This is a genomic window from Terrimesophilobacter mesophilus (assembly GCF_014200375.1).
Lineage (GTDB): Bacteria > Actinomycetota > Actinomycetes > Actinomycetales > Microbacteriaceae > Terrimesophilobacter > Terrimesophilobacter mesophilus.
Window position 1 is genome coordinate 901,674 of record NZ_JACHBP010000001.1, and the last position, 23,639, is coordinate 925,312.

The 23,639-nt window shown below is 64.2% G+C and carries 18 protein-coding genes; 10 read left to right on the forward strand and 8 right to left on the reverse strand.

Annotation, left to right across the window (positions count from 1 at the left end):
• Position 1 precedes the first annotated feature (1 nt).
• Positions 2-1,711, reverse strand: a complete 1,710-nt coding sequence (locus tag BKA04_RS04465) for a cell wall-binding repeat-containing protein (protein WP_167309666.1) — start codon at positions 1,709-1,711, stop codon at positions 2-4.
• A gap of 236 nt (positions 1,712-1,947) precedes the next feature.
• On the opposite strand from BKA04_RS04465, the gene BKA04_RS04470 reads away from it, so the two are divergent.
• The 5 genes from BKA04_RS04470 to BKA04_RS04490 all read left to right on the forward strand — a co-directional run bounded on the left by BKA04_RS04470 (position 1,948) and on the right by BKA04_RS04490 (position 8,261).
• Positions 1,948-2,559 (forward strand): N-acetyltransferase, encoded by a 612-nt coding sequence (locus tag BKA04_RS04470; protein WP_104095333.1) that lies wholly within the window; start codon positions 1,948-1,950, stop codon positions 2,557-2,559.
• Positions 2,556-3,632 carry a DegT/DnrJ/EryC1/StrS family aminotransferase gene (locus BKA04_RS04475; RefSeq protein ID WP_104095334.1) on the forward strand — a complete coding sequence of 359 codons (1,077 nt, stop codon included), beginning with the start codon at positions 2,556-2,558 and terminating at the stop codon, positions 3,630-3,632. The genes BKA04_RS04470 and BKA04_RS04475 overlap by 4 nt, the downstream gene beginning before the upstream one ends.
• Positions 3,632-4,615 carry a Gfo/Idh/MocA family protein gene (locus tag BKA04_RS04480; protein ID WP_174719813.1) on the forward strand — a complete coding sequence of 328 codons (984 nt, stop codon included), beginning with the start codon at positions 3,632-3,634 and terminating at the stop codon, positions 4,613-4,615. Before BKA04_RS04475 ends, BKA04_RS04480 begins: the two co-directional genes overlap by 1 nt.
• A 10-nt stretch (positions 4,616-4,625) precedes the next feature.
• Positions 4,626-5,921 (forward strand): nucleotide sugar dehydrogenase, encoded by a 1,296-nt coding sequence (locus tag BKA04_RS04485; protein WP_104095336.1) that lies wholly within the window; start codon positions 4,626-4,628, stop codon positions 5,919-5,921.
• Between the two features lie 84 nt (positions 5,922-6,005).
• Positions 6,006-8,261 carry a cell wall-binding repeat-containing protein gene (locus BKA04_RS04490; protein WP_104095337.1) on the forward strand — a complete coding sequence of 752 codons (2,256 nt, stop codon included), beginning with the start codon at positions 6,006-6,008 and terminating at the stop codon, positions 8,259-8,261.
• A gap of 12 nt (positions 8,262-8,273) precedes the next feature.
• Here the strand turns inward: BKA04_RS04490 and BKA04_RS04495 are convergent, their stop codons facing one another.
• The 5 genes from BKA04_RS04495 to BKA04_RS04515 all read right to left on the reverse strand — a co-directional run bounded on the left by BKA04_RS04495 (position 8,274) and on the right by BKA04_RS04515 (position 15,164).
• Positions 8,274-10,727 carry a cell wall-binding repeat-containing protein gene (locus tag BKA04_RS04495; protein ID WP_167309668.1) on the reverse strand — a complete coding sequence of 818 codons (2,454 nt, stop codon included), beginning with the start codon at positions 10,725-10,727 and terminating at the stop codon, positions 8,274-8,276.
• Between the two features lie 148 nt (positions 10,728-10,875).
• Positions 10,876-12,912: an acyltransferase family protein gene (locus BKA04_RS04500; RefSeq protein WP_104095339.1), complete on the reverse strand. Its 2,037-nt coding sequence runs from the start codon at positions 12,910-12,912 to the stop codon at positions 10,876-10,878.
• Between the two features lie 34 nt (positions 12,913-12,946).
• On the reverse strand, positions 12,947-13,933 hold the full coding sequence (locus BKA04_RS04505; RefSeq protein WP_104095340.1) for a glycosyltransferase family protein: 987 nt from the start codon (positions 13,931-13,933) through the stop codon (positions 12,947-12,949).
• A gap of 230 nt (positions 13,934-14,163) precedes the next feature.
• Positions 14,164-14,520, reverse strand: a complete 357-nt coding sequence (locus BKA04_RS04510; protein WP_104095341.1) for a DUF2304 domain-containing protein — start codon at positions 14,518-14,520, stop codon at positions 14,164-14,166.
• 5 nt (positions 14,521-14,525) lie between these two features.
• On the reverse strand, positions 14,526-15,164 hold the full coding sequence (locus tag BKA04_RS04515; protein ID WP_232842182.1) for a glycosyltransferase family 2 protein: 639 nt from the start codon (positions 15,162-15,164) through the stop codon (positions 14,526-14,528).
• Between the two features lie 115 nt (positions 15,165-15,279).
• Here BKA04_RS04515 and BKA04_RS04520 point away from each other — a divergent pair, with 115 nt between their 5' ends.
• Genes BKA04_RS04520 through BKA04_RS04530 form a run of 3 tightly spaced genes read left to right on the forward strand, consistent with a single transcriptional unit; the run spans position 15,280 to position 19,482 of the window.
• A complete protein-coding gene (locus BKA04_RS04520) occupies positions 15,280-16,470 on the forward strand; it encodes a glycosyltransferase family 1 protein (RefSeq protein WP_134542237.1) in 1,191 nt (396 codons plus the stop codon).
• A complete protein-coding gene (locus tag BKA04_RS04525; protein WP_232841958.1) occupies positions 16,467-17,660 on the forward strand; it encodes a glycosyltransferase family 4 protein in 1,194 nt (397 codons plus the stop codon). Before BKA04_RS04520 ends, BKA04_RS04525 begins: the two co-directional genes overlap by 4 nt.
• Before the next feature lie 46 nt (positions 17,661-17,706).
• Positions 17,707-19,482: an ABC transporter ATP-binding protein gene (locus BKA04_RS04530; RefSeq protein WP_221234036.1), complete on the forward strand. Its 1,776-nt coding sequence runs from the start codon at positions 17,707-17,709 to the stop codon at positions 19,480-19,482.
• A 1-nt stretch (position 19,483) separates the two neighbouring features.
• Here BKA04_RS04530 and wecB read toward each other — a convergent pair whose 3' ends face one another.
• A complete protein-coding gene (gene wecB / locus BKA04_RS04535; RefSeq protein ID WP_104095345.1) occupies positions 19,484-20,545 on the reverse strand; it encodes a non-hydrolyzing UDP-N-acetylglucosamine 2-epimerase in 1,062 nt (353 codons plus the stop codon).
• 70 nt (positions 20,546-20,615) lie between these two features.
• Here wecB and BKA04_RS04540 point away from each other — a divergent pair, with 70 nt between their 5' ends.
• Together BKA04_RS04540 and BKA04_RS04545 are read left to right on the forward strand one after the other, a co-directional pair.
• A complete protein-coding gene (locus BKA04_RS04540; protein ID WP_167309669.1) occupies positions 20,616-21,971 on the forward strand; it encodes a glycosyltransferase family 4 protein in 1,356 nt (451 codons plus the stop codon).
• On the forward strand, positions 21,968-22,477 hold the full coding sequence (locus BKA04_RS04545) for a hypothetical protein (protein WP_104095347.1): 510 nt from the start codon (positions 21,968-21,970) through the stop codon (positions 22,475-22,477). The genes BKA04_RS04540 and BKA04_RS04545 overlap by 4 nt, the downstream gene beginning before the upstream one ends.
• 1 nt (position 22,478) lies before the next feature.
• Here BKA04_RS04545 and BKA04_RS04550 read toward each other — a convergent pair whose 3' ends face one another.
• On the reverse strand, positions 22,479-23,621 hold the full coding sequence (locus BKA04_RS04550) for a glycosyltransferase (protein ID WP_104095348.1): 1,143 nt from the start codon (positions 23,619-23,621) through the stop codon (positions 22,479-22,481).
• Between the last annotated feature and the right edge of the window lie 18 nt (positions 23,622-23,639).

The window sequence follows — 23,639 nt, forward strand, 5'->3', positions numbered from 1 at the left end:
ATCAGTGACAGTTCGCGAAGCCGGAAACGCCAGAACCGATGACCCCCGTTCCGCCCAGAATAGTCATCTTCGTCGTACCAAAATTGTCCATGTCCTCGAGAACTCTCGTGTATATGCAGTCCGACGGAGTGAGGTATAGCGGCACCTTATTCATTCCGGCAACGGCAGCGCCGGCGAGCGCATCCGGGAATTGGTATCCGGACGCAACATAGATCTGATCGCTCGCCGTGAAATTCGCCCGGTTCGTCGCGGCCGACACGATGTAGCGGTTGGCGCCACCGTACCTGATCACGCTCGTGACGCCGGGGACGAGGGCAAGTGAAGCCTCGAGCTCTGGCGTGACCGCTGCCGGACCGCCGGTGATGAGGAGCTTCGTGACGCCAAGGCTTTGCAGAAGGTCGATCGTCGGCTGGTCGACCGTCGTGTCCGTACCGCGCACCAGGATGACCGGGGCCCCCAGCGCCCCGGCGACCGCGCTCGCCGAGAGTGCATCCGGGAACATTGCTGCGGTGGCGATGAACGCCGTTTTTGTCGTGCCAGCCGGGAATGTTGCAGCGATCTGCCGCGAGGTATCGAATCGATCGATTCCTCCGATCCGCGTCGTCGGTGCCAGCGCACTCAACTCGGTGAAGACAGCATCCGATATCGAACCTTCTTGCCCGGTCACGATGATCTTCTGAGGATGGAGTCGGACGATCTCCGCCTTCACCTCAGCAGGAAGCTCGGTCGATGTGACGAGGAGCAGCGGCCCGCGGTCTCGCGCTGCTGCCGGCGCCGCGCTCAACGCGTCCGGGAAGTTCATCCCGTCGGTGATGTAGACGACGGGTACGTTCGGATTGTCCCCGGGGAACGCCGCTTCGGAGATCTGAACGGCGGTTTCGAATCGATCCGCGCCACCCTGACGCTCGATCGTGATCCCCTGAGGGTGGATGTCCGTCGGGCTTCCGAACCAGTTGTAGTAGAAGAACCAGAAGTTGCGGTTTCCATAGGAGCCGCACGCCGCATCGGCACCACTTGCGGCATAGGGGTAGGCAGCCAGCGCCGCCGCGGATGGAGTGTACGGAGTGTAGTTGTACAAGGCGGCCGTCGCCTTGTTCTTGATGGTGACCCATTTGCCGTTGGGGCTACAGAGGGAACTGGGGCTATACAGGATGGTGCGGGACTGCCCAGCCCAAAAGCCACCCCACACATCCGGTGTGCTGTAGCGCTTGAACTGCCACGCTCCCAGATACACCTGATTGTAGAAACCCGACTTGCTCGAATCACACGGCGCGGAGTCTGGGCAGGCATAGCCCAGGGCATGGGCGAGGGACCAGTCAGTCGGCGACTTCGAGGTGACGAGCCCCATCTCCTTCTGGAGAGTGACGAGCAATACCTTGGCGCTGATCCCACAGGCTTGCTGCACCTTGAAGATCACTCGAGAGGCCGGCTCATTGACTGCACCCGCATACGCGGCACACACCGTCCGGTCTGCGGGGCGACTGTACGTCGTTTGGGTCAGGACGTTGAGACACTTCCCGTTCGCACAGGTTCCAATTTTTGTGTCGAGGAACGACTGGATTTCGGCTTCCGTCATCGCATTCGCGTCGTAGAAATTCGCGTCGCTGATGATGTTGCCGCGGTCGAACTCGTCGGCGCTGAAAGCCTGTGCCGTGGTTGCCGGAGACACCGCGACGAGGCCCGCGGCGATCATGAAGCTCGCGGAGATCACTGCCAGAAGTCGGCGTGAGACAGCGTGCTTTCTGCGTCGTTCATTCTTGATAGCACGCATGAATACCCCACCCCACGACTCCCCGTCCCTTCAGACTAGGGGAATTGGCGTGAAAATCAAGAGAGTTGACAACTTTCACGTTGATAACAGTGGCCCCATTTGGGGTTAGAACCTGCCGCACAGAATTGAGCCAATAAGATTGACTCACCCCACTCATCGAGCTTCCTGGAGCGTGCATGGCCGCCATCAGCGCCAACATCCACAGCACCGCCGATGTCGCCGATTCCGCGCGGGTCGCAGCATCAGCCCGAGTGTGGCATTACGCCCAGGTGCGTGAAGAAGCCGATATCGGTGAGAATTGCATCGTCGGCCGCGGCGCATACATCGGCACGGGGGTGGAGGTGGGCGACAACTGCAAAATCCAGAACTATGCGCTCGTCTACGAGCCCGCGAAACTCTCGCCAGGGGTCTTCGTCGGCCCGGCAGTCGTGTTCACGAATGACCAGTTCCCCCGCGCCGTCAACCCGGACGGCTCTCCGAAGTCGGCTTCGGACTGGGAAGCCGTCGGCGTGACCGTGCACGAGGGCGCGTCGATCGGGGCGAAGAGCGTATGTATAGCGCCGCTCACTATCGGCGCTTGGGCGCTCGTCGGCTCGGGATCGACCGTTGTCAAGGATGTCCCGGACTTCGCGCTCGTGGTCGGCAACCCCGCCCGGCGCGTGGGCTGGGTCGGCCGCGCGGGCCATCCGCTCGAGAAACAGGCGGATGGCATGTGGGCCTGCCCGCGCACCGGGCAGAAATATCGTCAAGTCGACAGCAACACATTGATCGAAGTGGAGAACTCATGATTCCCGCAGCACGGCCGCTCATCGGCGACGAGGAGAGGGCGGCAGTCGATCGAGTCATGCGCTCCGGGATGCTGGCCCAGGGCCCGGAGGTCGCCGCGTTCGAACAGGAGTTCTCCGCGCTCGTCGATGGTCGTCACTGTATTGCCGTGAACTCGGGGACGTCCGCGCTGCACATGTCGATGCTCGCCGTCGGCATCGGAGCGGGTGACGAAGTCATCGTTCCCTCGTTCAGCTTTGCGGCAACCGCGAACGCCGTGCAGCTGGCCGGGGCAACGGCGGTGTTCGCCGACATCGAGACCGACTACTTCTCCCTCGACCCCGCCGCCGTTGAGGCGGCGATCACACCACGCACGAAGGCGATCATGCCGGTGCACCTGTATGGGCACCCTGCCGATCTCGTGGCCCTCGAAGAAATAGCGAAGCGCCACGGACTCCTCCTGATCGAGGACGCCGCCCAGGCCCACGCTGCGGCGGTGAACGGGAAGCCCGTCGGGACGTGGAGCGACGCTGCTTCGTTCTCCTTCTATCCGACGAAGAACATGACGTCCGGCGAGGGCGGCATGGTGACGACAGCCTCCGACGAAGTGGCGCGGCAGATGCGTCTGCTTCGCAACCAGGGTATGGAGAAGCGCTATGCGAACGAGATCTTCGGATTCAACACCCGGATGACCGATATCCACGCCGCCATCGGCAGGGTTCAGCTCACGAAGCTCGCTGGCTGGACGGCGAAGCGGCAGGCGAATGCCGCATTCCTGAGCGAAAGCATCGAAGGGGCCATCACACCGCCGATCGCGCCGTGGGCGACTCACGTCTTCCACCAGTACACGATCCGCGTGGTCGACCACGACCGGGACCGCTTCGCCGAAGAACTTGCGGCCAGGGGCGTCGGCAGCGGCGTCTACTACCCCACGCCGATTCACCGACTCCCCTCGTTCGGACTGGACCTCGAACTGCCGGGCACAGAGCTCGCTGCGAGCCAGGTATTATCACTGCCGATCTACCCGACGCTGAGCGACGCCGAACTGGAGACGATCGCCTCCGCCGTGAATGAGGTAGCGAAGGCAGGAAGCTGATGGCCGCAGCACTGCGCGCGGGAGTGCTCGGCCTGGGCATGATGGGGCGTCACCACTGTCGCGTGCTTAATTCGCTCGACGGCGTCGACTTCAAGGGCGTCTATGATCCAGCAGAGAGCGTCCCGCCGTTCGTCGAGGGCAGGCCGGTCACGAAGGACCTCGAGGCATTCCTTTCTGGAGTCGACTACGCCGTGATCGCCACTCCGACCGTGTACCACCTCGACATGGGCCGCGCGCTGGCCGAGCACGGCGTCCACGCGCTCATCGAGAAGCCCGTCGCACACACGACGGAGGCATCCCGCGCGCTCGTGGAACTCTTCCGCTCGGCGAATCTCGTCGGTGGCGTCGGCCACATCGAACGCTTCAACCCTGCCCTGCAGTCCATGCGCTCGAGGATCGAAGACGGCCTTCTCGGGGACATCTACCAGATCGCCACGCGCCGGCAGGGGCCGTTCCCGGGCAGGATCGCCGATGTCGGCGTGATCAAGGACCTCGCCACTCACGACATCGACCTCACTGCGTGGGTGAGCCAGCAAAGTTATGTGAGCGTGAACGCGCGGACGACGCATCGCAGTGGTCGACCGCACGAGGACATGCTCGTCGCGATCGGCACGCTCAGCAAGGGGACGATCGTGAGCCACACCGTGAACTGGCTCACTCCGTTCAAGGAGCGCACGACGATCGTGACGGGAGAGAAGGGCGCACTTGTCGCCGATACCCTCACGGCAGACCTCACCTACTTCGAGAACGGAATCGGCACGAGCACGTGGACCGGAGTCTCGGCGTTTCGTGGAGTGAGTGAGGGCGACGTCATCCGCTTCGCACTCAACAAGAAGGAGCCGCTCCTCGCTGAGCACGAAGCATTCCGTGACGCCGTTCTCACCGGCGACACGAGCCAGATCGTCACGCTAGAGCAGGGCGCGAATGTCGTTGACATCGCCGAGAAGCTGGTGGCCGACGGCCTCACGCACCGATTGAACTAGAGGGAACACCATGAACATCACTGTCGTCGGTATGGGCAAGATCGGCCTGCCGCTTGCCGTGCAATTCGCGAGCAAGGGCCACACGGTGTTCGGCGCGGACGTGAACCAGCACACCGTCGAACTCATCAACGGCGGCACAGAACCGTTCCCGGGCGAGGCGTTTCTCCAGGAGAAACTAGCGGAGGCTGTCGCATCCGGGGCCCTGACGGCGACCCTCGACACGACGGATGCCGTTTCCCACAGTGACGCGGTCGTGATAGTTGTCCCGCTCTTCGTCGACATCGACGGAATTCCGGATTTCGGCTGGATGGATAACGCCACCCAGTCTGTCGGTCGCGGCCTGAAGCCGGGAACCCTTGTCTCCTATGAGACGACCTTGCCGGTGGGGACCACCAGGAATCGATTCGCACCCATGCTCGAAGAGTTGTCCGGCCTTAGCGCTGGGGTCGACTTTCACCTCGTGTTCAGCCCAGAACGAGTGCTCACTGGGCGGGTGTTCGCCGACCTTCGCCAGTATCCGAAACTGGTCGGCGGTATCGATACGGCGTCAACCCAGCGCGGCATCGAGTTCTACGAGAACGTTATCGACTTCGATGAGAGGCCGGACCTGCCCCAGGGTAACGGCGTGTGGAACCTCGGTTCGTCGGAGGCGAGCGAATTCGCCAAGCTTGCCGAGACGACCTACCGCGACGTGAACATCGGCCTCGCGAACCAGTTCGCACGGTTCGCCGACAGCCAGAACATCGACGTGTACGGCGTGATCGACGCGTCCAACAGCCAGCCGTACAGCCACATCCATTTGCCGGGCATCGCGGTCGGTGGGCACTGCATTCCGATCTACCCGCAGATGTACCTGTGGAATGATCCGGATGCGACAATCGTGCGTGCAGCTCGGGCGGCGAATCGCGGGATGCCGAACTACGCGGTCGCCCTGCTGGAGAAGCACCACGGACCGTTGACGGGCCAGCGCGTCGCTGTTCTCGGCGCGAGCTACCGCGGCGGCGTGAAGGAGACGGCGTTCTCCGGAGTCTTCGACGTCGTCGACGAACTGAAGAAGGCGGGAGCAATCCCGGTCGTCAACGACCCGATGTACACGAAGGAAGAACTCGAGAGGCTCGGTTTCGAGGACTACGAATTCGGCCGGCAGGTGGACGCCGTGATCGTGCAGGCGAACCACAGGGAGTACGAGTCCGTACGCGCGGCGGACGTTCCCGGAGCCCGCACCATCATCGATGGCCGACGTGTCACGAGCCCCGAACTGCGCGCTGCGATCTCGACGTACGTGATCGGTTCGGCGTCGGTATGACGCAGAAATCGTTACCCGCGCCCTTCTGAGGTTCCCTTATAATCTGCCCATGGGTTCGATTCCGCCCCGGGGCGGTGCGGCCGGATGACCTGGAGACGCGCGGGTTTGGCTCTCGTGGCCGCCGGGACGATCATCCTGGGCGGCGCGCCGACGGTGAGCATCGCGGACACGACATCCACCATCACGCTCAGTGGCCACATCTCTCTAGGCAGCCCCGGCGTCAGCGCAGGCCTCAATGAGGTCGGTGTCGCCTACCGCGTATGGCAGCCCCAGTGGTTCACCTCGAGCGACCTGGTCAAGACCGATACCAGCGGGGATTTCCACATCACGGTGTCCGCCCCGGCGATTCTCGCCCTCAATTTCGACTACCTGGGCTCCGGGAATTTCGTCGATGGCACCACGTCCTCGTCGCTCGACCCCTCCGACCCCGCACTCAACTATTCTGTCGACACAACCGGGATCGACATCACTCTGCTGCCCGGCGCATCCATCAGCGGGAACATCACCGACAGTGCAGGTGTCCCCCAACTCGACGTGACGGCTGTCGCCGTCCGGTCCGGGAGCATCAGTGGCGAGCGGCCATACAGCGCCAACAGCGATGCGGCAGGCAACTACACGATCACCGGTCTGCCGGCCGGAGATTACCGCGTGCAGTTCCGGGACGACCGGATGGCAGGCACCGGGCCCGACTCTCAGAAGTTCTTTGACCAGTGGTGGCAGAGCAACGCCATGAACCTATCCGGCGCGCCCCCCATGACGATCGCCACGGGCCAATCCGTCACCGACGTCGATATCGGCATGGTCCGACCGGGGCTGGAAGAATATCGCATCAGTTGTCTCTACTGTGATGCGCAGCTCGCCTGGAACACCCCGGTCTACTCTCGGCTCGAGCGGCAAACTGCTCCGGAGCAGTGGTCCACGATCTCCACACAACAGACCTATCTGCCGACGGTGTATGGACAATTTCGCAACCTGTACCCCGGCACCTATCGACTTCGATTGAAGGTCGACAACGCTCGCTACCAGGAGACCCTGACACCGGCGTTCACGCTCCTTGAGGGCGCGAGTCATCTCGACAGTGTCGATGTGCCGACGTCGGTCAACGATCTCGGCAGCATCAGCGGGCACGTGGCGCTGATGTCCGGTCCGGCAAGCGTCACCGTCGGTGCCTATCTCGACAGTCCGGACGGTCTCAGCGGCAGCCTTGAGGGCGAGACGACGGTCGACCCGAACAGCGGGAATTATCTCATCACCGGTCTTCCCTCCGGAGATTACCGAGTGCAGTTCTCCACCACCACGGTCGGGTACGCGAACGAGTGGTGGGTCGATGCGTGGACTCGCGCAGACGCGGCCCGCGTGATTCTCGAAACCAACCAGATCGTGGAACACATCGACGCGAGCCTCTCCGCCGATGGTCCACCGCCGTCGATGAATCGCATCGCCGGAATGGATCGCTTCGAGACTTCGGCGAAGATTGCGCAATCGTTCACCGCGACTGGCGGGGTGGTGTACGTGGCTAACGGTGGCGGTTACCCTGACGCCCTGAGTGCCGCTGCAGCTGCAGCCCGCTGGAATGCCCCCTTGCTACTGACGGCGCGGGATTACCTGCCCAGTCCCGTGCGCACGCAGTTGCTCCGCCTGAAGCCCAGCCGCATTGTCGTCGTCGGTGGAACGGGAGTCGTCTCCACTGCAGTGTTCAATGAGCTCTCAGCGTTGAGCGCGAATCCGCCCGAACGCATTGCCGGCCCCGATCGATTCGCAACATCGCGTGCCATCGCGGAGGACGCATTTCTCTCTCTGGGCAACGCGTACGTGATCATCGCAACCGGCCGTTCGTTCCCGGATGCGCTGTCTGCAGCGAGCGCTGCGAACCAGATTCACGCCCCGGTGATCCTTGTCGATGGCGGGCTCGATCACCTTGATGACTCCACGAAGTCCCTGCTTCTTTCCTTCCCGTATCTCGACAAGGTCTACATCGCCGGGGGTACCGGAGTCGTTTCCGCAGGAATTCAGCGAGACATCGACTCTCTGGGAATTCCGAAGCCAACCGCCCGGCTAGGAGGTGCCGACCGCTATGAAACCTCAGCACTCATCGCCCACGCGTTCTTCGGCGGTCCCTCGCAGGCCTTCTTCGCGACCGGGACCGGATTCGCGGATGCGTTGTCCGGTGCCCCGCTTGCCGCCTTCAACTCCGCGCCGCTCTACCTGGTCCGTCCGAACTGCGTGCCCCCCGTTGTCCTCGACGAACTCGCACCCTTCCGAATCGAACGCATCACACTTCTCGGTGGAACCGGGGTCCTGACTTCCCGCGTGAACGACCTGGCGGCCTGTTCGCCGTGAGTGACCCGTGCCTCAGCACGACGCGAACGACGCGACCCTGGCGGTGAGCACGCCGGTGCCACCGATGAGCCAAGCGGTCGAAGCGCCCCCCGCGATGATGTCCGACCTGATCGTCGCGGGAATGCACTGCGTCTGCACGAGATAGAGCGGCGCCCCCCTCGCACCTGCGAGCGCAGCGCCCGCGAGGGCATCCGGAAACTGCAAGCCGGTGGCGAGATAGACCGTGTCTGCACTTGAGAAGATCGCGGAGTTCACACGGTGATTCGTGTCGAACCGGTCGTTGCCGGCGAATCGAGTCACTGTCGCCACCGTTGCGAGCGAGGTCGCAGCACCGGAAGTCACTACACCGGTGCCACCGGCGATCCGCACCTGGGTGACCCCGAGATCCTGCAGCAGCGCCTTCGTCGCCGCGTCCACTGAATTCAGGGAACCGTTGATGAGGACGACAGGACTTCCGACCGCTCCGGCCGCCGCCGAAGCGGAGAGGGCGTCCGGGAATCCTGTCCCCGTCGCGACGTAGGCTGTTGCAGCGCCGGTCCCGCCGTTGTCCAGGAATGCGTATCTCACGACCAGACGGGCGGTCTCATACCTGTCCGCCCCGCCCAGCCGGATCGTCTTGCCCGGCGGCACGAGAGCGGAAAGCGCGGTGAACACGGCCGGCTTGATGACGCCGGTGCCCCCGACGACGACGATCTTGGCCGGGTTCAGCCGCTGAATCTCGGCCGTGACGATGGGGGTCAGTACGTTGCTGTCGGTCAGCAGCAGTGGGCCGCCCTCCTCGACGGCCGCTGGAGCAGCAGCGAGGGCGTCGGGATAGTTGGCGCCCTGCGCCACATAGACCACAGGGATTCCGGCGCCGGGCGTCGGAAACGCCTTCTTCGAGACCTCGACAGCGGTGGCGTACCGGTCGGCTCCGGCGATCCGCTGCGTGTCCGGCAGGCTGTTTCGCGTGACGGTGAGAACGGCACCTCCCCCTGACACTCCCGTGAAGTTCACGGAGAGACCGCCACTCGGCGTGTGGAACACGTCGCCTGCCTTCATGGCGAGCATTTTGACCGGGTCACCCGGCTGCTTCAGCAGGGCGAGTGCGACCGTGTGGTTCCCCGGCAATGTCCCGCGCAGCTTCAGAATGCGAACGCCGGGGCGCAGGCTCGCGACAATCGGTGGAGCTCCAGCGGGGAAGGACTTCGTGTAGAACGCCCCCGAATCCATTCCCGTACCGGCGCGATATTCGACGAAGTAGGTGTCGCCCGTGGTGGGGTCTGCCACCTGCACTCCGCGAATGCCGCTAGAGGCGGATGCCGGTGCCAGCGCCACGGACGTGCTGTGCGCCGTGACGACGCTGAGGTCGCCGGAGGGAAGGAAACCCAACTTCACCTTGTCTGTCACGTTGAGCGCTGCAAGCTGGTTCGTGTTGCCGATGCCCGGGTACTCGAATCCCATGGACATGACGTCGTACAGATCCTCGTACTCGTAATCCTTGCAACCCTGCGCTGACGTCCCCTCGACGAGCAGGTCGTTCGCGCACTCGTGCACGTCCGCGTGGCCGAGACCCAGATTGTGTCCGAACTCGTGGGCGATCGTCTGAAGGTCGATGGAATGCGCGATATTGGCGATGACGATGCCACCGCCGTTGACGCCACCGCCGACACTGCCGATGCCCTCACTGCAATAGTTGGTGGACGACGAGGGAGGGACGTTGGCGAGCACGATCAGGTGACGACCCGACGCACTGAAGTAGTCGCCGATCGTCTTCCCGAACTTGGCGGCAGCCTCGGCCCAAACGTCGTTCTGCCACTGCGAGTCGGACTGGCATGCGTCGAGGAATGGGGAGGTATAGCGCTGCACTGCGCCCGGCCGGGTCACACTCGTGATCGCACCGCTCGACTGCCCCGTCCAGAACGTATTGAGTCCTGCGACGTTCGTGTCGACATCGGTGTCGCTGAAGGCTGCGCCATTGAGGACGGCGACATCCACGGTGTGCGCCGCCGTACCGATCGAAATACTCGCCAGTGTGATGCTCGCCGTCACGACCTGAAGCGGTTCGGTCTCGGTCTGGGCGAGCACGAGAAGCTGTGATCCCTCGACGGCGGTGGCGCTGATCGGCGCGAGGGCCGAGCCCTTGATACGCGATTTCATCCACCCGGATGCCCGGTCGGTGAGCGAGGCTGGAAGCGCGACAGTACCGGTGAAGGTGCTACCACCGGTGAGCACGTCCACATCGCCGCCGATGCGGACGGTGCCCGATTCGGTGGCGACTGAGTATTCGGTGCGCGAGTCGGTCCCGCTGTCGATTGCGACAACCAGCACCGTCCCTTCGATACTGAGCTGTGGCTGGTCTGCGAGCGCCGGATTGCCGATGTGGATGACCTGCGGGGACTGTGCGGCCCATGGCGCGGGAACGTCCAGTGCATTCGCCGACTGCAGTCCCCCGAGAACGACCGAGAAGCTCGCGAGTAACGCCAATACCCCAAGGTGTGCGCGGCGCGTCCGCGCTGTCGCCTGTTTCATCATCATGAGTTCCCCCGAACGCCCACATCATTCTTAGCGGATCTGTGCCCGGATCGCGATCCCCCAACGGGGGATCCCGGCTACCGTGAACCGACCGACACCCCTACTGCGGGAGAAGGGGCCCCAAACCGGTCCACACCTCCGGCGCCAGCTCCTTCGCAAAAGTGGCGGTCAAGTGGTGGGAGTCCCGATAGACGAGTGTCGATCCGATGATCACGCCACACTGTTGTTGCGTGCACAGAAAGTCGTTCACATCGAGCACGGTGGCACCAGCGCTTTCCGACGCAGCTTTCTCGGCCGCAGCACGATTCTCATCGAGTGCGTCCGCGCGCGGTCTGGAACAGGCGTCGGCGTCATTCAAGTGCACGGACAAGCACAGGGCTGGCGTTCCGGTGAAGGCCGGCGTATCCGAGATCACGAGAATGTGCGAACTCGGCGGCAATGTGCGGACGGTCGTGGTCAACCCCGACGTCCAGAGTTCGGTGGCAATGCCGCCGGGTCCCTGGTCCGGATAATCACCGAGGTTCGACAACACGATCACGTCCGGCTGTTCAACCTTGAGGTGGTCGATAACGGCGGCGCGCCACTGGTCGCAGGCACTGTAGGGAACCCCATTCTCGAGAATTTCGACGGTGAACGATGGGCAGGATGATTTGGTATAGACCTCAAGTCGGAAACTGTGTTGCTGGGCGAGCTCGAGCAATGCGGGAAACCATTGTGCGGCGTGGGAGTCCCCGAACAGTGCAACTGTCGTAGTCGACTGAGAGTCCCCGTACACGCAATTCTGAACGGTGGTCTTCGAGACGTCGTAGTGACAGCCGTCGCCGTAGATGAGCGGGATGTCGGTGCTCGCCGCGGCGATTGACGGCACCATGTTCGTCGGTACGAAATCCGTGAATGTCGGATTCGCGATGAGCGAGGTTGGATCCTGAGCTTTCTGATCGGAGCTCGACGGGGCATTCCGCGCCGCCGCGCCGACACCCAAAGCGAGCACGACCGCAAACAGCGAGACACTGGCTGCCGCGAAGAGAGTGACTCGAGGTCTGCGTTTCGTGAGCGCCTTCGATTGGCGGAACGGATTCTCCACCCATCGGTACATCGCCCAGGCGAGCACGACGGCCAGTACCGCGAGGAACCCGGTCACAAACCACGGAAGCGTTACTGACTGTCCGCCCAGCTGAGTGGGAAGGATGAGCAACGGCCAGTGCACCAGATACAGGGAATAGGAGATCGTCCCAAGGAACTGCATGGGACGAGTGCTCAGGAGGACGCCCGGGCCCTGTCTACCAGCCTGCTCGCCGCACAAGACGGCGAGCCCAGCACCCGCGACGGGAAGGATCGCCGCGAATCCTGGGAACGCCGTCGTGGAGTTCAGAATGAATCCGCTCCCGACAATCGCCGCGAGTCCAATCCAACCCAGTATCGCCGCCGGCATCCCGCCCAGCCGCGCAAGGAGTCGCGGTCCCACGATGGCGACGAGTGCTCCCGTCCCGAGCTCCCAGGCACGGGAGGGCAGGGAGAAGAATGCCCACGGTTGGGATTGGTAGGTGAGAATGACGCCCAGCACCAACGACGCCACGACGAGAACGGAAACGCACCCGACGAGAACCTTCTTCGATCGGCGGGTGAGCAGCCACAGTGCGACGAGAGCGAGCGGCCAGAGGAGGTAGAACTGCTCCTCGACCCCGAGCGACCAATAGTGCTGGAACAGCGACGGTGCCGTCTCGGCGAGATAGTTCGTTCCGTCGATCGCGAAGAGGATGTTCGGAAAGTACAGTGCAGTGGCGATGGCGTCCCGGACCATCCCTGCGACGAGTGCGGGAGGAAGCAGAAAATGCGCGACGATGACCGTCAGGATCAACACCAGGAATGACGCCGGAAGGATCCGGCGGGCACGGCGCGCATAGAACCTCGCGAAGTCGAGGCGACCGGTTGCGGAGATCTCTGCGAGAAGGTGGTTGGTGATGAGGAAGCCGGAGATCACGAAGAACACGTCGACGCCGACGAACCCTCCTGGCACGGCGAAACCTGCGTGGTAGACGAGCACGAGAAGCACCGCAACGGCACGCAGGCCCTGGATGTCAGTGCGGAAGTGGGCCCGTGCGATGGTGGTCCCACGAGTCCGCACCGCCGTAGGCATCGCACGCTCCCGAACTCGTGGCTGATCCCATGGCCTAGACATCAGCCGGCGGCGCCCCCAGGAACCAACCGAGCACCTGCGCCGAGACGCGTCCATCATGAACGGCTTCCACGAAACGAATACCCGCCGCAGCCGTCTCGAGATAGGGCGCGGGAGCCGCGACGATGTCTCGGAGGACCGACTCGAGACTGTCCGCCGTTGCCTCGACAACGGGCAGATCAGCTCCCATCGCTCTGGCGACGTACTCGCGAACCTGCTCACTCACGTGGGAGACGACGATGCGGCCCGCCGCCATCGCTTCGCATGCGGCGACGCCGTAAATGCCCAGTCGCAATTGGTCAATCACGATGTCTGCATTGCGATAGACATCCGGCATGTCGCGTGACGCCACACCCTGGATGCGGCGGTAGCGCACAAGGCCTTCGTTCTCGAGCGCCTCGAGAACCGGGTCAATGAGATCGGAGCCTTTGAGGCTGGCGCGACTCGGTGCATGAGCGACGACGGGCGGACCGTCGTGGGCAAATGGCTGGGTCGGGGCACGCCACGCCGCGACTTCGACGACGACGGGAAGCCATTGAGCCTCCGGCAGGTCGACGAGCAGATCGGGAGTCGACACGAACACGGGAACCTTGAGCTTCTCTACCAACGTCGCGTTGACGAGTGCTCTGGCCTCAAGCACCGTCGTCGAAGAGTCGAGCCCGGCGACGAACGGTGACCACGCGACTCGCTCGGCGTGGCGGCTGGGAAGACGGATGTCGCTGCCGTGGAACAGCAGCGCCACTCCGAGTCCGCGTCGCTGGCAGAGTCGGATGTCGTCCGCGGCCGAACGGCCGAGAGCGTCGCCGAAGAGAGGGGTTCCAGATTCCACGATCACGTGAGTGTAGTTGTCGAGCACGGCCGAAAGCTGGGCGCGCCGCCAGCCGGTAGACCATCGGTACACGTAGAACGGAACGCGCTGGTCGACCTCGAAGGCGAACCCAGTGGCGCGTGGGCCGGACATCGACACTGCGCCGACGCCCACCAAAAATCGCTCCGCTGCGCGAGCCCAGCGAAAACCTTGTCCCGCCAGATTGCCAGGGCCGATGAACAGGCGCACCGGTGTCGACGGTGGAGATGGGTTGCGAGGAACGCTCCCGCGTTCATATCGTTCCGACCGCGGGACGATACGCCTTGCGATCTCTTCGGGAAGCGCTGCATACAGCGGGCGGACAACTCGCTTTGCCGTGGCCTTCGCCGCAGCCGCCAGTGAGGTCAACTGGACTCATCCTGATGGGTTGTTGGTTGCGGAGCCGTGACCAGGGCAACTTGTCGCGACAGCTCCGTGACGTCGTGCTCGAGGTTGCGGAAGCGCCGGTAGGTCGACGCGACGAACCCGAGGAAGGTGAGCACAAGGAAGTACAGAAGCAGGTCCGCACCGCGCCCGATGCCGATCAGGTGCGCGGCCCAGGTCCACACCTGCGGGAAAAATACCGACGATGCCGCCGCCACGATGAACAGCAGCATCAGGATGCGTCGGATGGCCTGGTGCCTGGCCCCGCCTCCCCGCAACATGAAGAAAGCTGCGATGAGGATGACCACGACGGCGAGGATTTGGAATATGAGCGTCACGGTGATCACCTGAAGAGAAGCTCGACGAGGATGTTGATCGAGTTCAGCACGGATTGGCCTTTCGCTTTGGAGTATTCACTGTAGACAATGTGGGTGGGATACTCCGCCCAGCGCGCATTGCTGCCGCCGATCTGGTCGATCAGCTCCGAAGCGTGCGCCATCCGGTTCTGATGCAAGTGGATGCGGGTCAGGAGGTCGCGACCCAGGACGCGCAAGCCGTTGTGCGCATCCGTGAGTGCGACGCCGGTCGTGGCGCGCGTGTACCAGGCAGCCAGTCGAAGTGTTCCACGCTTGAGCCGCGTCATCTGGGTACGGCCGTCGAGGAATCGCGACCCGATGACCACGTCGAGGCCATCCGACCGCAGCTGTGCAACCATGCCGACGGCATCCGCCACCTGGTGCTGCCCGTCGGCATCGAAAGTGACCACGTCGGTCATGAGCGGATCGAGGAGTGCGTAGTCGAAACCGGTCTGCAGGCTCGCCCCCTGGCCGAGGTTGATCGGATGGGTGACCACAACCGCGCCGGCGGCCCTGGCTGCGGCGACCGAGTCGTCGGCGGAACCGTCGTCGACGCACACGACGAACTCGAAGTGCTCGCGAAGCTCGGAGACGACCGAGCCGATCATGCTGCCCTCGTTGTACATCGGGACAATTACCCAGGTCCGGCCCATGACCCATAGTTTCTCACGGCGGCAAGTAATTTTCCCCCGAGCAGCCGCGGGCGTGATGGCGGGAGTGCCCGGCTAGGCTTGACTCGCCATGTCCAGCCAATCCAAGACCGCGCTATTGATCAGTTATTCCGATCTGTTCAGCGATCCGCGTGTACGGCTGCAGATCGAATGGCTCGCGTCCGACGGGTGGGCCGTCGACACGCTCGGATTGGGTCGGCATCCATCTCCATCCGTCAGGGAACACTTCGCACTCGGCCCTCTCGCCTCCTGGACGAAAAGCCTGTGGGGCCGACTGATCACCTACGGAGTCCTACCCCGGGCCGCCCGTTTTCGGCACCTCATGGCCGAACGGATTCCGCGCGAAGTCCTCGATCGCGTTGGCTCGTCGGAGTACGACTTGATTGTTTTCGAGGACTACGATTTCCTCCCGCTGCTCACGATGAGCCACATTTTTCCGCCCACGGCCCGGCGCGGTCGGATTCATCTCGACTTGCATGAGTACCGAGACCCGCGACTCCCCCTCGTGTCGATTCGCCGCGTTCTCGGCGACCGTTACTATCGCTGGCGGCGTTCGCTGATCGGACATCCCACGATCGATTCGAGGACCACCGTCGCGACACGGCTCGCGGACATGTACGCCCGAGATTTCGGCTTCACGCTTCCCGTCATCGTGCGCAACATCCCTCCGTTCATCGCGCAGAATCCTCGTCCCGTCGAGCCGGATCGGATTCGTCTGGTCTACCACGGCATGGCCAGCTGGAGCCGTGGTTTACGCCAGATCGTGGATGCCCTGCCTTCCATCGACGATCGATTCACGATGACCTTCATTCTCACGGACGTCCCCCACGTCGTCGCCGAGCTCACCGCCCTGACCGCGCCGTTGGAGGGGCGTGTGCAGATCCTTCCGGCCATTCCGATGACGGAGATCAGCGCGACGATCAACGAATACGACCTCGAGGTCATGTTCTTCCCACCGACGACGCCGAATCTCCGGTTCGCGTTGCCCAACAAGTTGTTCGAGGCGATACAGGGGCGGCTCGGACTGGTCATCGGCGACAGTCCCATGATGGCCGAGATCGTGCGCGAGTATGGTAACGGGGTCGTGATCGAGGGGTGGAGTGCCCAGGACCTGGCGCGAACGATCGGCGACCTCACCGTTGAGGACGTCACGCGTTTCAAGCAGGCCTCGGACCGGGCAGCGCATGACCTCAATGCCGAAGCGGAGGGCTCGATCTTTCTGGCTGCAATCTCGGCGGCCAGGCGAACCGGTCCACTGTGAACGACCGCACCCTGACCGGCGCGACGACTCCCCGCCGGGCGACCATCGCGACTCGTGTATACGAACCAGAGGCCGCGGCTGCCGCTTATCGGCTCGGTAATCTCACCCGCGCCCTCGAGCGCCTCGGCTACCGCGTGACGGTGCTCACAACGAAGTCACCAGGTGCTCGACGCAGTTCGACCCGGGTTCGCCGCTGGCCGGTTCTGCGTGATCGGTCCGGCGCTGTGCGCGGCTACCTGCAATACCTGAGTTTTGACGTCCCACTCCTGTTCCGGCTTCTCTTCGGCCCCCGCGCCGATGTAGTCGTCGCCGAGCCGCCGCCGACCACGGGCGTCGTCACCCGCATAGCCTGCGCGATGCGCCGTGTGCCCTACGTCTATTTCTCGGCCGACGTCATGTCCTCGGCGCTCACGGCGGTCAAGGTCAGCGGCATCGTGCGGCGCGCGGTCACGGCGATGGAGCGATGGGCCCTGCGGGGTGCCGCCGAGATTCTCGCCATCTCCGACGGAGTGCGGAACGAACTCGAACAGCTCGGAACCGACCCGGCAAAGATCTCGGTCATCGGCACTGGCATCGATACCGCACTGTTCAGTCCGGACGGCGAGGCCGAAGACGCCGAGCCGCCGTACTTCCTCTACGCCGGGACGATGTCGGAATTTCAGGGTGCCGCGGTGTTCGTCGACGCGTTCGAACTCGTGGCGGCGGAGCATCCGGATGCCCGACTCGTCATGTTCGGCGGCGGTGTCGACATCGACTTACTCACGGCCAAAGCCGCCCCTCTTGGCAACCGGGTGGCCTTTCCCGGCTTTGTCGACGCCGAGGTGGTCGCACGATGGACTCGGGGCGCGACCGCGAGCCTGGCCTCGGTGCGTCCGGGGCAGGGATATGACTTCGCGTTCCCCACCAAGACCCTCGCCAGTGTCAGCTGCGGGACTCCTGTCGTGTTCGCCGGAGTAGGGCCTCTGCGCGAACTCGTCACGGATCACAATCTCGGCTGGTCGGTAGATTGGGATGCCCGGCAGGTTGCCGGGGCCATGCTCGACGCGTTGCGGGCGCCCCGCCGCAGGCTCGGCCGCTCCACCCTCGACTGGCTCGACGCGAATTATTCTTTGCGCGGCGCTGCCGATCGCGGGGCTGCAGCGGTGGACGCAGTGGTCGGCCTCCGATCGACGGTGCCGAGCGACAACTAGACTGCTACGAGATTTCTCGACCAAACGGAGACGACCGGTGAACGCCATGTTGAAGCTCTACCGCGACGTCCTGACTCTCCTACCACCGGCCTCACAGCGCTTCCTCGTCATCTACTCGATGTCGCTGTCGTTGCTCTCGATCCTCGACGCATCCGCGCTCGGACTGCTCGCCGTCGTCATCACCCCGATCATCAGTGGGGCGCCGCTCGTCCTTCCCGTCTTCGGCCGAATCTCCGACCTCGGCCTCATCATCATGCTCGGGCTCGTCTGCCTGCTCATCATCGTCAAGGGAGTGCTCTCCGTCGCAGTCATCTGGAGGGCGACGCGTACCTTCGCGAGGTTCGAACTCGAGATCGGATCGCGCCTCTTCGACTCGTACATCGCCTCGAGCTGGGTGGAACGGCTCAAACGCAACTCTGCGGATGTCGTGCGTCTCACCGACAGCAGCGTCTCAGCAACAGTGTCGAGTTTCCTCCGCCCCCTCACGACGCTGCCCGGCGAGATCTTCAGCTTCGTCACCGTCGTCGCCGTTCTCGCGGTAGTACAACCGCTCGTAGCGCTCATGACGGTCGTCTACCTGGGGCTGCTCGGCGCCGTCATGTTCTTCTGGATCACCCGGCGATCGCGAGAGGCCGGGCGGGTGGCGCTTCGTTACTCGCTGCGAAGCTCCCGGCTCATCACCGAGATGGTCGGCGCACTGAAGGAAGTCACTCTCCGAAACAAGGCCGGGGAGGCGGCCGCCGTCGTCCGCCGGAATCGAACGCACACGACGCGGGCTCGATCCAACGCGCAGTTCCTCAATCAAGTGCCCCGATACGTCCTCGAATCGGGGCTCGTCGGCGGCTTCATCCTCGTCGGCATCACGGGGTACCTGGTTGGCAGCTTCGCCGGTGCCGCGACCGCCGTAGCCCTGTTCGGCCTCGCGGGCTTCCGGATGGCGCCCTCTGTCGTACGGATGCAGTCAATTGCCTCTCAGGTCGCTGTGAGTACGCCCGACGTGCGCAGGGTCCTCGATGAAATCCGGCGATCAGAGGAGTCGAGCGCAGAAAGCGTCGCTCGCGTGCAGCACCCGCTACCCGAGAACCCGCGCCGGATCACGGCCGAGAACCTCTGCTTCCGTTACCGGCCTGACGCTCCCGACGCCGTTCGAGGGGTGAATCTCTCGATCGAGTTCGGGTCGACAGTCTCGTTCGTGGGCGTCTCCGGTGCCGGGAAGTCGACCATGGTCGACATCCTCCTCGGTCTCGTCGAGCCCACCGAGGGAACGATCGAGATCGACGGGGTGCCGCTCGCCGATGTCTCGCGAGCGTGGCGTTCCCGCGTCGCCTATGTGCCCCAGGACGTTTCGCTTTTCGATGCATCCGTCGCGCAGAACGTCGCGCTCACCTGGGCCGACGGCTTCGATCCCGATCGCGTACGGCGGGCACTTGACAAGGCTCAGCTCCTCGACATCATCGAGGCGCGCGAGGGTGGAATCAACTCCCCCATCGGCGAGCGCGGCCTGTCCCTTTCCGGCGGGCAGCGCCAACGACTCGGAATCGCGCGCGCCCTCTACGCGGAGCCTCTCGTACTCGTCATGGATGAGGCGACAAGTGCGCTCGACACGGCAACCGAAGCCGCCGTCACCGACGCCATCCGCCACCTTCGCGGTTCGATGACAATCGTGACGGTGGCGCATCGCCTCGCCACCGTGAAGGCGTCGGATCAGATCTTCTTCATGCGCGACGCCGAGATCGCGGCGTCGGGCACCTTCGAGGAACTGATCAAGACGGTTCCCGACTTTGCCAACCAGGCGAAACTAGCCGGCCTCGCGGGCGACTGACTCAGGGCGCGTGGGCCAGCAGAGCGTCGACGACCTGCTCCGCCGCGTGGCCGTCCCCATACGGCGCCGCATCGGTCGGTGCGGGGGTTGAGCGCTCGGCGGTCTCTCGCAGCACGCTGAGATCCTCGCTCACGAGGCGATTCCACCCGAGTTCGACCGTCTCCACCCACTCGGTCTCCGGCCGAATCGTCGTGCAGGGAACCCGGAGCAGGAACGCCTCCTTCTGGAGCCCCCCCGAGTCGGTCACGACGCCTGCGCTCTGCAGCACCGCCGACACCAGGTCGGGATAGGCGAGCGGCGGGATCGGCCGGATCGATCCGGACTCCAGGGGGATGCCGTACTCGGCCGCGAGGTGCACGAGACGCGGATGCGCAGCGAGCAGCACGGGCATCTCGAGTGCGGCGAGTTGTTCGAGGATCTCAGAGAGCCGCTTTGGGTCATCGGTGTTGTCTGGGCGGTGCAGGGTCGCGACGTGGAATCGACCGCGTTCGACACCAGCGGGGAGCGGCGGCGGATCGGCGAGCACGCGCCCGCGAACGCGATAGAGGACATCCGTCATGACATCGCCGACGAGCACACTTCGCTCGGCGAGTCCCTCGGTTGCGAGGTGATCCATGGCGACTTTCGTCGGGGCAAGGAGCAGGTCTGCAGCATGGTCTGTGAGCACCCGATTGTGTTCTTCAGGCATCCGTCGATTGAACGAGCGCAGACCCGCCTCGAGGTGTGCCACCGGGACGTGAAGTTTGACGGCGGCGATGGCGGCGGCGAGCGTCGAGTTGGTGTCGCCGTAGACGAGCACCCAGTCCGGCTGGTACTGCTCGATCAACGGCTCCAGTCCGGCAAGCATCGCGCCGGTTTGCTGCCCATGCTTGCCCGAGCCGATGGCGAGGTTGGCGTCGGGATCGGGGATGCCCAGATCGCGAAAGAACACGTCCGACATGAGCTCGTCGTAGTGCTGGCCCGTATGCACCACCACGTGATCGATGCGACCGCTCATCGCCGTCGAGATCGGAGCCAGCTTCACGAACTGCGGGCGCGCGCCCACGACACTCAATACCAGCATGCTGCAATCCTAGGTGGCTGCCGATCTCCCCCGGCCGGAATCCCGGATGGCGTCGCCTAAACTGAAAGCGATGACCGATCTTCCCGTTGCGGCCGGCCTGCCGGACGCCCGCCCGCACGTTCTCTACGTCGCTTGGGGCTATCCGCCCTCGCGCGGCGCCGGAATGTATCGCGCTCTCGCGACCGCGAACGGCTTCGCGCGGGAAGGCTGGCGGGTGACCGTTCTCACGGCCACGCGGGAGACCTTCGAGCGCCTCAACGGCACCGATCCGGAGGCGGAGACCTCCATTCATCCGGACATCAAGGTTGTTCGCATCCCGTTCGACCCCGACCGCGGCGAGGGCGACCTCGCGAAGTGGTCCCGGCTGCGAATCTTCTCGCCGTTGCTGTGGAACGGGTTGCGCTGGCTGCGCGCGCTCGCAGGCTTTCCCGAGGTCGCGTACGGGTCATGGCGGAGACCACTCGCCGCCGCCGCCCAGTCGATCCACGAAGCCGATCCCGTGTCGCTCGTGGTCGGAACGGCCAATCCAAACGTGGACTTTGTGCCCGGCGATCACCTCTATCGCCGGTTCGGCGTGCCCTACGTGATGGATCACCGCGACGCATGGCATTTGAACGTCTACACCGGGAAGCGGGTCGGGTCACGGCGGAGTCGCTCCAATCGACTGGAACGACGGATGCTCGATCATGCGATCGAGGCCTGGTTCGTCAACGCGCCGATCCGCGACTGGCACGCCCAGAATCATCCGGAGCGTGCGAATCGCTTCCACGTGGTGGCGAACGGATTCGACCCGGCATTCCTCGATCGTTCGAAGATCGAGAAGCGCACGCGACCTGCCGACCTCACCGTCGGCTACCTGGGGACAATCTACGGCCCGATACCCCTCCGAGAAACGCTCGAAGGGTGGCGGCTCGCGAGGCAGCGGTCGTCGGTGCTCGCCTCGGCTTCCCTCGTCTTCCGCGGCCGACTCGGCCACTTCGCTGAACCGGATCCAGAGGCGGCCGCCCTGCTGGATGAGTTCCGGGACGATCGGGTGATCTATGCCGGCCCGGTCTCCAAGACCCAGGTGTCGGCGGTCTACAGCGAATTCGATCTTCTCCTCCTCATCATCAGCAGGAGTCGCTACGTGACGAGCGGAAAGGTGTTCGAGTATGCGGCCACCGGTCTTCCGATCGCGGCCCTGCATGACCCCATTTCCGCGGCGACGAGCGTGCTCGACGGTTACCCGTCACTCTTTGCCGCCGACGAGGTATCCGCTGAGGCGTTCGCGCACGCGATCGTCGCGGCGTCCGAATTCGCAGCCACCATGACGAACCACGAGATCCTGGCGGCCCAGGAGTGGGCGCAGCACCTGGCCCGCGATGAGCAGCTCCTACCGAGAATCACGGCGCTGAGCGAGCTCATCGGGAACGGAGTTGGAGCATGATCAGGTCGATCGTTGTCATCATCGGTTCGCGTCACGACGCCTCTCAGCTCTCGGCGCTCGCCGGCGAACCGTCCCGGCTTCAGCAACTCATCGAGTCGTCAACCGACGGTGTCTCGGTCACGCTCATCTCGAACGGCCTCGACCGTCCGATCCCCGGACTGGCCGCCCACGTCAACCTGGCAGCGACGCAGCCAAGTGCGATCGACCGAGTCCTGAGTCGCCTCGGGGCCACGGCGCTGTTTCGGCGACTCGCGACCTTCCCGATCGGGCGGCTCCTCAACTCGATGGGGCCCGTGGATGCCGGACGAGTCTTCTGGCGCACGGTGCGGGGTAGCCGGGACGCAATGGAAGCACTGGCTGCAGCCGACATCGCGATCGCCGCCGACATGCCGGCGGTGAGGACGGCCTGGAAGGCGCTCCGTGCCCAGAGAGTGACGGAGGCCTATTACGACCATCGCGCCACGTCGTTGGGGATCACCTTCGGGATTCCGACGGCCAGGAACTGACTCAGCGCAGGTATTCCGCGAGAATTCCAGCCGACCGGCGGCCGTCGTGTATCTCGGTCACGAAGTCGACAGCCTGTCTCGCGACCTCGCGGTACCGCTGCCGATCCGTCACAATACCGCGAACGACCTCGTCGAGCCGAGCCGCTGTCGCTTCGACGACCGGCACCTCGAACCCGGTGGCTCCGAGAACCTGAGAGCGTGCATGTGGACTCACATGGCTCACGACAACGCGCCCCGCTGCCATCGCTTCGAGCGCAACGACGCCGTAGTCGCCGAAACTGATCTGGTCGACGACGATGTCGGAGTCGGCGTACAAACCGGGCATCTCGGAGAATGGCACACCGAAGACGCGACGATAGCTGATCACTCCTTCGGCATCCAGCCTCGAAAGGATCGGATCGATCTGTTGGGAACCTTTCGTCGCCGCTGAGCTGGGGGCGTGAACGACGACGGGACGGGTCCGCTGCAACACTCCTGACGCGGTCGCCCAGCGCTCCGGCTCGATGATCGACGGAAGCCAGTGCGCGTACGGCACATCGAGGATGAGGTCGGGCGTCGTGACAAGCACGGGAAGCCCGAGTTCGTCGAGAAGCCTCCGATTGCGTGCGGCGACCCGTTCGAGTGACGGCGCCGCCTCGGCCAGCGAGCCCAGGAACGGTGAGTCAGGGTTCGCCGCCGCATGCCGGCTCGGAAGGCGGATGTCGGTTCCGTGACACAGCATGACGACCCCCACGCCATGACGAATCAAGCGCCGCACCTGGGACGACACTGTCTCGTCCAGGACGGCACCGAACGGATGCCGTTCGGCCTCGACGAGAACGTGCGTGAAGCCCCGCGAGACGATGTCTCGCTCGCGCCGCTGCCACCGGCGGGAGGCCGTGTAGAACCCGAGCGGGACCGAGTAGTCGGTCGGGTGCGCGAAGCCGTCGCCCGAACGCACCGCCATATTGACGGCCGCGGCATCCGGCACATGCTCGGTGATCGCGTGAGCCCATTGCCAACCCTGTCCGGCGAAGTTCGCCGGAGTGATGTAAAGCCTTCGAGGTGCCGCGGGGGCCTGCGGTGCGGGAGGCAGTTCCCTCGGATCGAACCGGTACGCACGCGGCAGCACCTGGCCGAGGAGTCGCTCAGGAACGAGCCTCATGATCCGCCCGCAAAGCCA